The organism is Actinomadura oligospora ATCC 43269 (genome assembly GCF_000518265.1).
GTDB classification, from domain to species: Bacteria; Actinomycetota; Actinomycetes; order Streptosporangiales; family Streptosporangiaceae; genus Spirillospora; species Spirillospora oligospora.
Window position 1 is genome coordinate 695,171 of record NZ_JADG01000003.1, and the last position, 16,531, is coordinate 711,701.

At 74.5% G+C, this 16,531-nt stretch carries 2 protein-coding genes; both read left to right on the forward strand.

Annotation, left to right across the window (positions count from 1 at the left end):
* Window positions 1–296 precede the first annotated feature (296 nt).
* Entirely contained in the window at window positions 297–11,636 is an 11,340-nt protein-coding gene (locus tag P696_RS0102845; RefSeq protein ID WP_026411147.1) for a type I polyketide synthase, read from the forward strand.
* Complete coding sequence (locus tag P696_RS58655) at window positions 11,636–16,462, forward strand: type I polyketide synthase (protein WP_026411148.1); 4,827 nt, start codon at window positions 11,636–11,638, stop codon at window positions 16,460–16,462. Before P696_RS0102845 ends, P696_RS58655 begins: the two co-directional genes overlap by 1 nt.
* The last annotated feature ends 69 nt before the right edge of the window (window positions 16,463–16,531 follow it).

Sequence of the window (16,531 nt, forward strand, 5' to 3'; positions counted from 1 at the left end):
ACCAGATAAGTCAAGGTCGCGGGCGTGCGCTGTCGTCGCTCACCGGCGTCCGGGCGGACGGCCCGGACACCACCCCTAGGCGCGCGCTCCGCCCGGCGTCTTTGGTCCTGCTTTAGGGCCGTCGCGAAGGCTGGGGGCAGCCGGGCGGCCGCTCCGGACCAATGCGCTCGCCGACGCCGAGAGGGTCGTGTTCCTTGGATTCCGCACCGGATCTCCGGCCCCGGCCCGCGCGCCGCGCACTTTCTCCGGAGGGGCCCTGGCCGTCCCGAACCGCGCACTTGGCTGGGTGACCTCGAATGGCGACTGAACAAGAGCTGGTCGGCTATCTCAAGCGGGTCGCGGCCGACCTGCACGACACGCGGGAGCGGCTGCGGGAGGCCGAGGGGCGGCACACCGAGCCGGTGGCCGTGGTCGGCATGGCGTGCCGGTTCCCCGGCGGCGTCCGCTCCCCGGAGGACCTGTGGGAGCTGGTGGCCTCGGGCCGCGACGCGATCGGCGGCTTCCCCGCGAACCGCGGCTGGGACCTGGACGGCCTCTACGACCCGGACCCCGACCACCCCGGCACCTGCTACGTCCGGGACGGCGGCTTCCTGTACGACGCGGACCGGTTCGACGCGGCGTTCTTCGGGATCAGCCCCCGCGAGGCGCTCGACGCCAACCCCCAGCAGCGGCTGCTGCTGGAGACGGCGTGGGAGCTGCTGGAACGCGCCGGCGTGGATCCCGCCTCGCTGAAGGGCAGCGCGACCGGGGTGTACGTAGGGACGGCCACCACCGGCAACGGCGCGCGCGGCGACGGCGCCACCGAGGGGTACGCGGGCAACGCCCCGAGCGTCCTGTCCGGCCGGATCGCCTACACCCTCGGCCTGGAGGGACCGGCGGTGACGGTCGAGACGGCCTGCTCGTCGTCGCTGGTCGCCGCGCACCTGGCGACCCAGGCGCTCCGGCAGGGCGAGTGCGCGCTCGCGCTGGCCGGAGGCGTGACCGTGATGCCGACGCCCGAGGTCTTCACCGGCTTCTCGCGGCAGCGCGGCCTGGCGCCGGACGGCCGGTGCAAGTCGTTCTCGGCCGACGCCGACGGCACGGGCTGGGGTGAGGGTGTCGGGCTGCTTCTGCTGGAGCGGCTCTCGGACGCCGAGCGCAACGGCCACCGGGTCCTGGGCCTCATCCGGGGTTCGGCGGTGAACCAGGATGGCGCGAGCAACGGGCTGACCGCGCCGAACGGCCCGTCGCAGCAGCGGGTGATCCGGCAGGCGCTGGCGAACGCGCGGCTGTCCCCGTCCGAGGTGGACGCGGTGGAGGCGCACGGCACCGGTACCCCCCTGGGCGACCCGATCGAGGCCGACGCGCTGCTGGCGACCTACGGCCGCGACCGCGCGCCGGACCGTCCGCTGTGGCTCGGCTCGGTCAAGTCCAACATCGGGCACACCCAGGGCGCGGCGGGCGTCGCGGGCCTGATCAAGATGCTCATGGCCGTCCGGCGCGGCGGCCTCCCGCCCACCCTCCACGTCGCGGAGCCGACGCCGCACGTGGACTGGTCGTCGGGCGGGGTGCGGCTGCTGACCGAGGCGCGGGAGTGGCCGCGGGCCGGCCGTCCGCGCCGCGCGGGCGTCTCGTCGTTCGGCATCTCCGGCACCAACGCCCACGTGATCGTCGAGGAGGCCGCGCCGCCGCCCGCCGCCGCGCCGACCGAATCGGTGGGCGTGGTCCCGTGGGTGGTGTCGGCGCGGACCCCGGAGGCGCTCGCCGCGCAGGTCCGGCGGCTGGAGGACCTCGTCACCGCGCGCGAGGTGTCGCCGGTGGACGTCGGCTGGTCGCTGCTGCGATCGCGTGCGCTGTTCGAGCACCGCGTGGTCGCGGTGGGGGAGACGCGGGACGAACTCCTCGCGGATCTGCGCCGCGACGTCCCGCCCGCCGAGACGGACGGTGACCTGGTGTGGCTGTTCAGCGGCCAGGGCAGTCAGCGTGTCGGGATGGCCGCGGGCCTGCATGAGCGTTTCCCGGTGTTCGCCCAGGCATTCGACGAGGTCTGTGGGTTGCTGAATCCGGGTTTGGATCGTGATCTGGCGTCGGTGGTGTTCGGCGGCGAGCGTGAGGTGTTGGATCACACGACGTTCGCGCAGGCGGGGCTGTTCGCCGTTCAGGTCGCGACGGCTCGGTTGCTGAGCTCGATGGGTGTTGTTCCGGACGTGGTGATCGGTCACTCGATCGGTGAGGTGGCCGCCGCGCACGTCGCCGGGGTGTTCGATCTGGAGGATGCGTGCCGTTTGGTCGCGGCGCGCGCGACGTTGATGGGACGGCTGCCTGCCGGCGGCGCGATGGTCGCGATCCAGGCTGAGGCAGGGGAGTTGGAGGCGACTCTGCCGGATGGCGCGAGTATCGCGACGATGAACACCCCCGACAGCACGGTCGTCTCCGGCCCCGCCGACCTGGTCGCCCGCGTCCAGGACGATTGGTCGGGACGAGGCCGCAAGACCAAGCGCCTCAGCGTCAGCCACGCCTTTCACTCGGCGCTGATGGATCCGATGCTGCCCGACTTCGCCGAGGCGATCAGTGGGATCTCGTTCGCCGAACCGTCGATCCCACTGATCAGCACGCTCTCGGGTGAACGCGCCGACGAGAACATCACGACCGTCGACTACTGGGTGCGGCAGGTTCGCGAGCCGGTCCGGTTCCATGCGGCGGTCGCCGCCGTCGGGGAGCGGGCGGGAACCTTCCTGGAGCTGGGGCCGGATCCGGTGCTGGCCACCGCCGCGCAGCGCTGCGCCGAGGACGCCGACGCCGTGGCCGTCCTGGACGGACGCCACCCCGACGCCCTCGCGTTCGGACGCGCCCTCGGACACCTGCACAGCAGCGGCATCGACGTCGACTGGGCCTCCTGGTTCCCCACCGACCCCGCTCCCCACATCGTCGACCTGCCCACCTACGCCTTCCAGGGGCGGCGGTTCTGGCCGTCGGGCCGGCAGGCGGACCTCGACGCGACAGGGCTCGGGCTGGGCTCGGCCGGACACCCCCTGCTGGGGGCGGTCGTCGAGCTGGCCGACGGGGGCGCGTTCCTGCTGACCGGCAGGCTCGGCGGCCCGGGCGGTTCGTGGCTGCACGACCACGTCGTGTCCGGGACGCGCGTGGTCGCGGGCGCGGTGCTCGTCGAATGGGCGCTGCGCGCCGCCGACGCCGTCGGCTGCGGGACGGTCGACGAGCTCACCCTGCGGGCTCCGCTTCTGCTGCCGGAGTCGGGCGGGGTGCGTGTCCAGGTCGTGGTCGGCGTCCCGGACGGGGACGGCCGCCGCGAGCTGACCGTCTACTCGCGTCCCGACGACGAGGCCCTCGGCGAAGCCTGGGAGTGCCATGCCTCGGGGACGCTCCTTCCGCAGTCCGCGCCGGACGACGCGACGATCGGCGCGTGGCCGCCGCCCGGTGCGGAGCCGCTCGACGCCGAGGACCTTTACGAGCGGGCCGCCGAGGCCGGATACGAGTACGGTCCCGCCTTCCAGGGCGTGCGCGCGGTGTGGCGGCACGACGGCGACCTGCTGGCGGAGGTGGAACTGCCCGAGGAGGCCGGGGACCAGGAAGGGTTCGGCATCCATCCGGTGCTTCTCGACGCCGCGCTGCATCCGGCGTTGCTGACCGAGCCCGCGGATGGCGACAAGGTCTGGGTCCCGTTCCTGTGGAACGGCGTGTCCCTGCATTCGGTCGGGGCCACGACGGTTCGGGTGAGGCTGTCACCGGGCGAGGACGGCGACGGCCGGATGCTGCGGCTCACGATCGCCGACCCCGCCGGTCAGACGGTGTTGCGGGTCGAGGGGCTGCGGATGCGGCCGGTCGACGGCGGCCGGTTCAGGGCCGCCGTGCGCGGTGTCGCGGACGGCCTGCTCGTCCTGGACTGGACGCCGATCACCCAGCCGGACGGGGAAGGCGAACCCGTCGTCGTTCTCGGTCCCGAGCCCGTCGGGCCGGGCCTGGTGGAAGCGGCGCTCGCGGCCGACCCTTCGCCGTCCTCGGTGATGCTGGCCGAGGTGAACGGCCCCGGCGACGACCCCGCCCCCGACCCCGATGCCGCTGCCGCCGGACGTGCCGTGTCGGGTCGCGTTCTCGACGTCGCCAAGGCATGGCTGGACGAGCCGCGCCTGTCGGACGTTCCGCTCGCCTTCGTCACCCGGGGCGAACTCTCCGAGGCCGGAGTCTGGGGCCTGGTCCGCAGCGCCCTGGCCGAACACCCGGGCCGCTTCCTGCACGTGGACATCGACGGCGAGGGCGATCCGGCCGACGCCGTCCGCCAGGCCCTGGACGCGGGCGAGGACCAGGTGCGGGTGCGCGAGGGCCGGATCCTTGTGCCCCGGCTCACCCGGGCCAGGCCCGGCCAAGACGAGGGCGAGGACGCCGCGACGCCGACCGGGGACGGGACCGTCGTGCTCACCGGCGGCACCGGCACGCTTGGCGGGCGGGTGGCCGAACACCTCGTCCGGGAGCACGGCGCGCGGCGGCTGCTCCTGCTGTCGCGGCGGGGCCCGCGGGCGCCGGGCGTGACGGAACTCGGCGAGCGGCTCGCCGAACTCGGCGCGCACGTCGAGGCGGCCGCCGTGGACGTGACCGACCGGGAGGCGCTGGGACGGGTCCTGGCGTCCGTCCCGGCCGAGCATCCCGTCACCGCCGTGATCCACGCCGCCGGGGTGCTCGACGACGCGCTCCTCACCTCCCACACCCCCGAACGCCTGGACCGGGTGTGGGGGCCGAAGGCCCAGGGCGCGTGGAACCTGCACGTGCTGACCCGCGACCTGCCGCTGAGGGCGTTCTGGATCTTCTCCTCGGCGGCCGGGGTCGCCGGGAACGCCGGGCAGGCGGGATACGCGGCGGCCAACGCGTTCTGCGACGCGCTGGCGGCCCACCGCCGCGCCGCCGGCCTGCCCGGCATGGCCGTCGCCTGGGGCCCGTGGGCGGACCCGGGCGGTATGGCGGGCGGGCTGTCGGCCGCCGACCTGGCCCGGCTCCGCGGCGTGCGTCCGCTGCCCGCCGACCGGGGGCTCGCCCTCCTCGACGCCGCCTGGCGGCTCGGGGAACCCGGCGTGGTGGCCGCCGACTTCGCGGTCTCCGGCGTCCCCGCGGGCGAGCTGCCTCCCGTCCTGCGCGGCCTGGCCGGACCGGCCCGGAGGCGCGCCGCGGCGGGCGGCGGCGCGCCCGCCCTGGCCGGGCGCCTCGCGGGACTTCCCGCCGAAGCCCGCGCCGAAGCGGTCGAGGACCTCGTCCGGCGGATCGTCGCGACCGTCCTCGGCCACGCGTCCCCGAGGGACGTGCGCGCGGACGCCAACTTCGAGGGACTCGGCTTCGACTCGCTGACCGTGATGGAACTGCGCAACCGGCTCGCCGCCGCGACCGGGCTGCGCCTGCCCGCCACGCTCGCCTTCGACCACCCGACCCCGCGCGCGCTCGCCCGGTACCTGGACACGCGCCTGGACGGACGGCAGGCCACGGCCCTCCCCGCGCCGGTGGCCGCCCGGACCGACGAGCCGATCGCGATCGTGTCCATGGCGTGCCGGTACCCCGGCGGCGTCCGGTCGCCGGAGGACCTGTGGGAGCTGGTCTCCTCGGGCCGGGACGCGATCGGGGAGTTCCCCGCCAACCGCGGCTGGGACCTGGAACGGCTGTTCGCGCCGGTGCCCGGCCAGCACGGGAGCAGCGCCACCCGCGAGGGCGGGTTCCTCTACGAGGCGGGCGGGTTCGACGCCGAGTTCTTCGGGATCAGCCCGCGCGAGGCGCTGGCGGCCGACCCGCAGCAACGCCTGCTGCTGGAGGTCGCGTGGGAGACGTTCGAGCGGGCGGGGATCGCCCCGACGTCACTGAGAGGCGCGCGGGCGGGCGTCTACACCGGCGTCATGTACCACGACTACGCGGACGGCGCGGCCGACGACGACGCGAAGCTGGAGGGCTACGTCATGCCCGGCGTCGGCAGCGCGGTCGCCGGGCGGGTGTCCTACACGCTCGGGCTGGAGGGCCCGGCGGTGACCGTGGACACGGCGTGCTCGTCGTCGCTGGTGGCGATGCACATGGCGTCCACGGCGCTCCGGCAGGGCGAGTGCGACCTCGCGCTGGCGGGCGGCGTCACCGTCATGGCGACCCCCGGGCTCTTCCCGGGCTTCTCGCGGCAGCGCGGCCTGGCGGCGGACGGACGGTGCAAGTCGTTCTCGGCCGACGCCGACGGAACCGGCTGGGGTGAGGGTGTCGGGCTGCTGCTCCTTGAGCGGCTCTCGGACGCGCGGCGCAACGGCCACCGGGTCCTCGGACTCGTCCGGGGCTCGGCGATCAACCAGGACGGCGCGAGCAACGGCTTCACCGCCCCGAACGGCCCCTCGCAGGAACGCGTGATCGGCGCGGCTCTGGCGTCCGCCGGGCTGTCGACCTCGGACGTGGACGCCGTGGAGGCCCACGGCACCGGGACCGTTCTCGGCGACCCGATCGAGGCGCAGGCCGTCCTCGCCACCTACGGCCAGGACCGTCCGGACGGCCGTCCGCTGTGGCTCGGGTCGATCAAGTCCAACATCGGGCACACCCAGGCCGCCGCGGGCGTGGCGGGCGTGATCAAGATGGTGATGGCGATGCGGCACGGCCTGCTGCCCGTGTCGCTGCACATCGACGAGCCGTCCCCGCACGTGGACTGGTCGTCCGGGGCGGTCCGGCTGCTGACCGAGGCCGTGCCCTGGGCGGATGCCGGAGGGCCGCGCCGCGCGGGCGTCTCGTCGTTCGGCGCGTCCGGCACGAACGCCCACGTGATCATCGAGGAGCCCGCCGAGGCCGGGCCGGACACCCCGGCGGCGTCGCCCGCGCCGGGCGTGGTGCCGTGGGTGGTGTCGGCGCGTGGCGGCGACGCGCTGGACGCGCAGATCCGGCAGGTCAAGGACCTCGTCACGGAGCGCGAGGTGTCGCCGGTGGACGCGGGCTGGTCACTGCTGCGATCCCGCTCGCTGTTCGAGCACCGCCGGGTCGCCCTGGGCGAGACGATCGAGGAACTCCTGACCGCCCTGGACGCCGAGCCGTCCACGGACGCCGCCAGTGGCGACCTGGTGTGGCTGTTCAGCGGCCAGGGCAGTCAGCGCGTCGGGATGGCGGCGGGCCTGTACGAGCGTTTCCCGGTGTTCGCCCAGGTCTTCGATGAGGTCTGTGGGTTGTTGGCCCCGGGTCTGGACAGTGATCTGGCGTCGGTGGTGTTCGGTGGCGAGCGTGAGGTGTTGGATCACACGACGTTCGCGCAGGCGGGGCTGTTCGCCGTTCAAATTGCGACGGGGCGGTTGCTGAACTCGATGGGTGTGGTTCCGGACGCGCTGATCGGTCACTCGATCGGTGAGGTGGCCGCCGCGCACGTCGCCGGGGTGCTGGATCTGCCCGACGCGTGCCGTTTGGTCGCGGCGCGTGCCACGTTGATGGGACGGCTGCCTGCTGGTGGCGCGATGGTCGCCGTCCAGGCCGCCGAGGACGAGCTTCACGGGACCCTGCCGGAGGGCGTGAGCGTCGCGACGATGAACACCCCCGACAGCACGGTCGTCTCCGGCCCTGCGGAACTCGTCGCCCGCGTCCAGACGGAGTGGGCCGAGCGCGGCCGCAAGACCAAGCGCCTCAGCGTCAGCCACGCTTTTCATTCGGCGCTCATGGATCCGATGTTGTCCGACTTCGCCGAGGCGATCAGCGGGATCTCGTTCGCCGAACCGTCGATCCCGCTCATCAGCACACTCACCGGCGAACCCGCCGACGAACAGATCATGACCGCCGACTACTGGGTGCGGCAGGTGCGCGAGCCCGTGCGGTTCCACGCCGCGATCACGCGGCTCTCCGAGCCGGTCGGGACCTTCCTGGAGCTGGGCCCGGATCCGGTCCTGGCCACCGCCGCACAACACGCCGTCGACGACGCCGACGCCCTGGCCGTCCTGGACGGACGCCACCCCGACGCCCTCGCGTTCGGACGCGCCCTCGCGCACCTGCACACCAGCGGCGTCGACGTCGACTGGGAACCCTGGTTCCCCACCGACCCCGCCCCCCACATCATCGACCTGCCCACCTACCCCTTCCAGCGGCGTGACTACTGGCTCGCCGCGGCGCGCGGCGGGGCCGGGGACGCCACCGGGCTCGGCCTGGACCCGGCCCGGCATCCGCTGCTCGGCGCGGCGGTGCGGCTGGCGGACTCCGACACCCGCGTCCTGACCGGGCGGCTGCCGGGCGCCGACAGCGGGGGCTGGCTCGGTGAGCATCGCATCCTGGGCACCGTCCTCCTGCCGGGAACCGTGCTGGTCGAGTGGGCGTTGCGCGCGGCCGACGAGGTGGGCTGCTCCGGCGTGGAGGAGCTGACCTTGCGAGCGCCGCTGGTGCTGCCCGCGACCGGCGGTCTCCTGATCCAGATCGTGGCGGGCCCGGCCGAGGACGACGGCCGCCGGGAACTGCGGATCTTCTCCTGTCCCGACACCGAATGGGTGTGCCACGCCGAGGGCCTGCTCACGGCGGAACCGCTTGGCACGGCCGAGGCGCTCGGCGGCCAGTGGCCTCCGGCCGGTGCGCGACCGCTGACCGTGGACGGCTTTTATGAGCACGTCGCGGCGCTCGGCTACGAGTACGGGCCCGCGTTCCAGGGCATGCGAGCGGCCTGGCAGGACGGCCGGGACCTGCTCGCCGAGATCGTCCTGCCCGAGCCCGCGGGCGAGGCGGGCGGGTTCGGGCTGCATCCGGCGCTGCTCGACGCGGCCCTGCACCCGGCGCTGCTGGCGGCCGGGACGGGCGGCGGAGGCACCCGCCTCCCGTTCGTCTGGAGCGGGGTGTCGCTCTGGGCGAAGGAGGCCACGAGCCTGCGGGTCAGGCTGACCCCGGCCGGGGACGACGGTGTGAAGGTGACCGTCGCCGACGCGGCGGGTTCGCCGGTGCTCGGCGTCGAGCAGCTCGTGATGCGTCCGGCCGACCCGGCGCAGTTCCGTTCCCGCAGCGCGGACGGCCTGTTCGAGGTCGCATGGACGCCGGTCCAGGACACGGTCCCCGTCTCCGAGGACGAGTTCGTCGTCACCGAGGCGCGGACGGCGGACGAGGCGCTGGAACGCGTCCAGCACTGGCTGGCCGAGACCGCGCCGGACGACGGGCGGCGGCTCGCGATCGTCACCCACGGCGCGACCGGCGACAGCCCCGACCCGGACGCGGCGGCGGTCTGGGGGCTGGTCCGCTGCGCGCAGCTGGAGAACCCGGAGCGGTTCGTCCTGGTCGATCTCGAGGACGGCGCCGACGTCGCACCGGCCCTCGCCGCCGACGAACCGCAGGTGACCGTCCGGGACGGGAAACCGCTGGTCCCGCGCCTGGCGCGGTGCGGCGCACCCGCGGAGCTGGGTCCTGCGCCCGGGGTGCGCGCGTGGCGGCTGACCGCCGAGGGCGCGTCGACCCTGGACGAGGTGTCGGTGGAGCCCTGCCCGGAGGTCCTGGAGCCCCTCAAGGAAGGTCAGGTTCGCGTCGAGGTGCACGCGGCCGGGGTGAACTTCCGCGACGTGCTGATCGCGTTGGGCATGGTGCCCGGGTTCGGCGGCATCGGCGGGGAAGGTGCAGGAGTGATCACCGAGGTCGGCCCGGACGTCACCGGGTTCGCGGTGGGTGACCGGGTGATGGGCCTGTTCCCGGGTGCGTTCGGCCCGGTGGCGATCGCCGACGCGCGCTCGCTGGCCCGCGTCCCCGACGGCTGGGACTCGCGCGACGCCGCGGGGATCGCGGTGGCGTTCCTGAGCGCCTGGTTCGGCCTGGTGGATCTCGCCGGTCTCCATGCGGGGCAGTCGGTGCTGATCCACGCGGCGACCGGCGGCGTCGGCCAGGCGGCCGTGCAGATCGCCCGGCACCTCGGCGCGGAGGTCTTCGCGACGGCGGGCCCTGCGAAGCAGGAGTTGCTCGCTGAACTGGGCATCGATGAGGAACACCGCGCGTCGTCCCGTGATCTGGAGTTCGAGGCGAAGTTCCGCGCGGTGACCGGTGGCCGGGGCGTGGACGTCGTCCTGAACAGCCTCGCGGGGGAGTTCACCGACGCCTCACTGCGGTTGCTCGCCCAAGGTGGCCGCTTCGTCGAACTCGGCAAGACCGACCTCCGCGAGGACCCCGGGGTCTGGTACCGGGCGTTCGACCTGGCCAGCGACGTTCCGCCCGACAGCATCGCCGCGATGCTGACCGAACTGCGCGAGCTGTTCCAGACGGGCCGGTTGAAGCCGCTGCCGACGCAGGCGTGGCCGTTGGGTCAGGCACGTGAGGCGTTCCGCTTCATGAGCCAGGCCAAGCACACCGGGAAACTCGTCCTGGACGTCCCGGCGGCGTTCGACCCGGATGGGACGGTCCTGATCACCGGCGGCACCGGAACCCTCGGCGCACTGGTCGCCGAGCACCTCGTCACCGCGTGGGGCGCGCGGCGGCTCGTCCTGACCAGCCGTCGCGGGCCCGACGCCCCCGGCGCGGCAGAACTGGCCGGACGCCTGGACGCGGACGTCACCGTCGTGGCGGCCGACGTCGCCGATCCGGCGGCGGTGCGCGACCTGGTCGCCGGGATCGACCCGGCGCATCCGCTCACCGGGGTGATCCACGCGGCGGGCATCGTCGACGACGGAATGCTCACGTCCCTGACCCCCGAGCGGATGGCGTCCGTCCGGGCCGTCAAGGCCGGGGGAGCGGCCCACCTGGACACCGCGACGTCCGGCCTTCGGCTGAGCTTCTTCACGGTGTTCTCCTCGGCCGCCGCGACCTCCGGCAGCCCCGGGCAGGCCAACTACGCCGCCGCCAACGCCTACTGCGACGCCCTGATGGCCCGCCGCCGCGCGGCCGGGCTCACCGGACAGTCCATCGGCTGGGGACTGTGGGAGTCGGCGAGCGGCATCACCGGCGAACTCACCGACGCCGACCTGCGACGCATGCGGAACAGCGGCATCCTCCCCCTCGGCGACGACCAGGGCCTGGCGCTCCTGGACCGCGCGTTCGAGCACGGCGAACCGCACCTGGTCGCGGCCAACATCGACGTCGCCGGACGGCCCGCCGACACCCTCCCGCCGCTGCTGCGCGCGCTCGGCGCCGACCGCGGCGGCACCGCGAACGGCCCCCGCCGCATCGACTGGGCCGGGCAACTCGCCGGACTGTCACCCGACGACCGGCTCGCCATGCTCCTCGGCCTCGTCCGGACGCACGCGGCCGCCGTCCTCGGGCACGGCGAAGCCGACGCCCTCCAGGACGACACCCAGCTCAAGGACCTCGGCTTCGACTCGCTGACCGCCGTGGAACTGCGCAACCGGCTGTCGTCGGCCACCGGGCTGCGCCTGCCCGCCGCCCTCGCCTTCACCTACCCGACCCCGGCCGCCGTCGCCGGGCACCTGCGCGACCGGCTCGTCCCGGCCGAGGCCGACCTCGTGGCCCCCGTCCTCGGCGACGTCGACCGGCTGGAGGCCGTCATCGACCGCCTCGACCCGGACGGCGACGCGCGCGGCCGCCTGGCCAGACGCCTGGAGGCGCTGCTGTGGCGGCTGGACGGCTCCGGCCGCGACCCGGCCTCGGGCGGCGGCGACACCGTCGACGACGACGCGCTCGACGCGGCGTCCGACGACGAGATGTTCCGCCTCATCGACCGCGAACTCGGAACCGTCACGGGAGGTGAGGACTGATGTCCGCCGCCGAGGAGAAGCTCCGGCAGTACCTCAAGCGCGTCACCGTGGACCTCAACCGGACGCGCCGCCGCCTGCGCGAGGTGGAGGAGCAGACCCGCGAGCCCCTCGCGGTCGTCGGCATGGCCTGCCGCCTCCCCGGGGGCGTGCGCTCGGCCGCCGACCTGTGGGACCTGGTGGCCTCCGAACGCGACGCCATCGGCCCGTTCCCGTCCGACCGGGGCTGGGACCTGGACGCCCTCTACCACCCCGACCCCGACCACCCCGGCACGTCCTACGTCCGGCACGGCGGCTTCCTCACCGACGCCGACGCGTTCGACGCCGCGTTCTTCGGGATCAGCCCGCGCGAGGCGCTGGCCATGGAACCCCAGCAGCGCGTCCTGCTGGAGACCACCTGGGAACTGCTGGAAGGCACCGGACTCGATCCGCGCTCCCTGCGCGGGGCCGGGGTCGGCGTGTTCGCCGGGATCTCCAGCCAGGACTACCACACCGGACTCGGCGCGCCCGGCGAGGTCGAGGGCTACATCGCCACCGGCAGTCTCGCCAGTGTCGTGTCGGGCCGGGTCGCCTACACCCTCGGCCTGGAGGGGCCCGCGGTGACGATCGACACCGCGTGCTCCTCGTCGCTGGTCGCCGTCCACCTGGCGAGTACCGCGCTACGCCGCGGCGAATGCGACCTCGCCGTGGCCGGAGGCGTCACCGTCCTCGCGACCCCGACCGCGTTCGTCGAGTTCTCCCGGCAGCGCGGACTCGCCCCGGACGGCCGCTGCAAGGCGTTCGCGGCCTCGGCGGACGGCACCGGCTTCTCCGAGGGCGTCGGTCTCGTCCTGCTGGAGCGCCTGTCGGACGCGCGGCGCAACGGTCACCGCGTGCTGGCGGTGATCCGGGGCTCGGCCGTCAACCAGGACGGCGCGAGCAACGGCCTCACCGCCCCCAACGACGCCGCCCAGGAACGGGTCATCCGGCGCGCCCTGGAGGACGCCCGGCTCACCCCGTCCGAGGTGGACGCCGTGGAGGCGCACGGCACCGGCACGACGCTCGGCGACCCCATCGAAGCGCAGGCCCTCGTCGCGACCTACGGCGCGGACCGTCCCGCCGGCCGTCCGCTGTGGCTCGGGTCGGTCAAGTCCAACATCGGGCACACCCAGGCCGCCGCCGGCGCCGCCGGGCTGATCAAGATGGTCATGGCGATGCGCCACGGCGTCCTGCCCGCGACCCTGCACATCGACGAGCCGTCCGCATACGTGGACTGGGACACCAGCGGCCTGCGCCCGCTGACCGAGGCCAGGCCCTGGCCGAGCGCGGAGAGCCCGCGCCGGGCGGGCGTCTCGTCCTTCGGCATCTCGGGCACCAACGCCCACCTCATTCTCGAACAAGCCCCCGACCAGCCGCCCGCAACCCCCTCCGAAGACGCGCCGGGCACCGTCCCGTGGGTGCTGTCGGCGCGGAGCGCGGCGGCGTTGCGCGCCCAGGCGGGTCGTCTGCGGGATGTGGTCGCGGACGGTTCCGGCCCGTCGCCGGTGGAGGTCGGCTGGTCACTGCTGAAGACCCGCACCCTGTTCGAACACCGCGCCGTCGTCACGGGCCAGGACCGAACCGCCGCCCTGACCGCCTTGGCCGAGGACGGGACCCACCCCGACCTGATCACCGGCGTCGCCGGATCCGTCGGCCCCGGCCCGGTGCTGGTGTTCCCGGGTCAGGGTTCGCAGTGGGCCGGGATGGGCGCTGAGCTGCTGGACGAGTCTCCGGTGTTCGCCGCGCGGATGGCCGAGTGTGAGCAGGCCCTCGCGCCGCACGTGGACTGGTCGCTGACGGACGTGATTCGTGGTGACGGTTCTGAACTGTCACGGGTGGACGTTGTGCAGCCCGTGCTCTGGGCTGTGATGGTGTCGCTGGCCGCTGTCTGGGCTGATCATGGTGTGAAGCCCGCCGCAGTGGTCGGGCACAGTCAGGGTGAGATCGCGGCGGCGTGTGTCGCTGGGGCTTTGTCGCTTGAGGACGCCGCGCGCGTGGTGGCGTTGCGGAGCAAGGCGCTGCGGAAGCTGGCCGGTGGCGGGGCGATGGCTTCGCTGGGCGTCGGCGCTGAGCAGGCCGAAGCGCTGCTGACCGGTGAGGTCACGGTCGCGGCGGTCAACAGCCCGTCCTCCACGGTCGTGTCCGGGCCGCCCGACCAGGTCGTGGCGGTCGTGGCGTCCGCACAGGCCCAAGGGCTCCGCGCGCGGACGATCGACGTGGACTACGCCTCCCACGGGCCACAGGTCGACCAGATCACCGGCGAACTGCGCCGGACGCTGGACGGCGTCACGCCGCTCGCCACACGCGTGAGGTTCTTCTCCACGGTCACCGGCGCGCCGCACGACACGGCCACCCTGGACACCGAGTACTGGATCACCAACCTCCGGCAACCCGTCCGGTTCACCGACACCATCAGCGCGCTCCTGGCGGACGGCCATCGCGTCTTCATCGAAGCCAGCCCGCACCCCGTCCTGACCACCGCACTTGAAGAGACCTTCGAGGACGCGACAGGCCCGGCCACCGCGATCCCGACGCTGCGGCGTGACCACGGGGACCAGGAGCAAATTCTCCGTGCGCTCGCCCACGCGCACACCACCGGCACCCGCGTCGACTGGACCCGCGACTATCCGGCGGATCCGCCGCCCGCTCTCGTCGACCTGCCCACCTACCCGTTCCAGCGTCAGCGGTACTGGCTGCCCGACGTCGCCCGGCCCGTCGCGGAAGCAGGACCGGCGGACGGGGAGGAGACCCGGTTCTGGACGACCCTGGAACGCGCGGACGGCGACGAGCTGGCCGAGGTGATCGGCGTCCACGACGCCCGCGAGAGGGCGTCGCTGGACACGGTCCTCCCGGCGCTGTCCCGGTGGCGGCGCGACCGGCGTCGGCGATCCGCGGTCGACTCCTGGCGGTATCGCGTCGAGTGGCGTCCCCTGGAGGACGGACCCGCCGACGCGGCGACCGGAACGTGGCTCATCGTCCGGCCCAAGGGCGTCGCCGACGACTGGTCGGACGCGTGCGTCGCCGCGCTGGACTCCGCAGGCGGCAGGCCCGTCGTGCTCGACGTCGAACCCGGCGTCGAGCGGGCCGAACTCGCCGCGCTCCTCCGCGAGTCCGCCGCTGTGACGGGCACGCCTCCGACGCATGTCCTGTCGCTGCTTCCCCTTGAGGGCGACGACGGCGGATCGCCGATAGGGGGCGTCGTGACGCTCCTGCAAGCGCTCCTCGACACCGAACTGGACGCCCGGCTCTGGACGCTGACGCGTGGCGCGGTGTCGGTCGGGGACGACGACGGCCCGGAGTGGCCCGTCCAGGCCGAGGTGTGGGGGCTGGGACGGGTGGCGGCCCTCGAACACCCGGCCGTCTGGGGAGGCATCGTGGACCTCCCGACCGCACCGGACGACCTCGCACCGGAACGCCTGCGCGAGGCCCTCACCCGCGCGGACGGGGAGGACGAGCTCGCCGTCCGCGCGGCCGGAACGTTCGGACGCCGCCTGGTCAAGGACCCGCTCGGAGCCGACCGGAAGGAACCGGGATGGCGCCCGCAGGGCGCGGCCCTGGTCACCGGCGGACCGGACGGCCCGTCCGTGTGGGTCGCGAAATGGCTGGCCGAGCTGGGCGCCGAACCGGTGTACCTGCTCGCGCCCGCCGCCGGGGCGGAGAACGGCACGCCGCCGCCGGGGGTGACCCTCGTCGAGGAGGTCCCCGGGGAGATCGGGACGCTCGTGCACGTCCCGGGACCCGGTGAACTCGCGCCGCTCGCCACGTCCGACCCGGCCGCCGTGAGCGAGGTGGTGCGGGCGAGCGTGGACGCCGTGCGCGCGGTCGAGGAGCGCTGCGCGCCGGACACCGTCGTCTACTTCTCCTCGGTCGCGGCGGCGTGGGGCGCCCGCGACCACGGCGCGTTCGCCGCCGCGCACGCCCACCTGGAAACCCTCGCGTGCGAGCGCCGGGCCGAGGGCGGGCACGCGGTGTTCGTGACGTGGGGCCTCTGGGACGTCCCGGACGGCGACGAGGACCAGGCCGGACAGGTGCGGCCCCACCTCGAACGCGCCCGCCGCCAGGGACTGGAGCCCCTGGACGTCCGGTCGGCGTTCGAGGCGCTGCGCCAGATCCTCGACCGGGACGAGCCGAGCACGGTCGTCGCCGACGTCGAGTGGCGGCGGTTCGCGTCGCTGTTCGTCGCCGAGCGCCGGACGCGCCTGCTCGACGAGGTGCCGGAGGCGGCGGAGATCGTCCGGGCCGCGCGGGAGGGCGAGGAGGACGCGGCGGAGGCGACCGACGCGCTCCGGCGCGAACTCGCCGCCCTGCCCGAGGCGGACCGGCACGGGGCGCTGGTCTCGCTCGTGCGCGCGCATGTGGCGACGGTGCTGCGGTACGCGGGCGCAGGCGAGGTGGATCCGCAGCGTCCGTTCAAGGAACTGGGGTTCGACTCGCTCGCGGCGGTCGAGCTGCGGAACCGCCTGCGGACCGCGACCGGGCTGCGGCTGCCCGCGACGCTGGTGTTCGACCGCCCGACGCCGGACGCGCTGGCCGGATGGCTGCTGGACCGGCTCCTGCCCGCGGGCGCGGGCGCGGCGCTCCCGGCCTTCGGCCGCCTGGACGACCTGGAGGCGGCGCTGTCGGTCCTGCCGCCGGAGGACGTCCGGCGCAGCGGCCTGGCCGACCGGTTGCAGACGCTCCTGTGGCGGTACGCCGACGACCGTTCCGCGCCGGACGGCAAGGACGGGCGGGACGGTGAGGACGGGCGGGACCTGGCGGCGGCGACGGCCGACGAGATGTTCGCGCTGATCGACCGCGAGCTGGGGGCCTGACCGGACGAGCCCGCCCGGCGGCTTGTCCCGTCCGCCGGGCGGGCCCACCCGCCGCGTTGATGCCCCTCG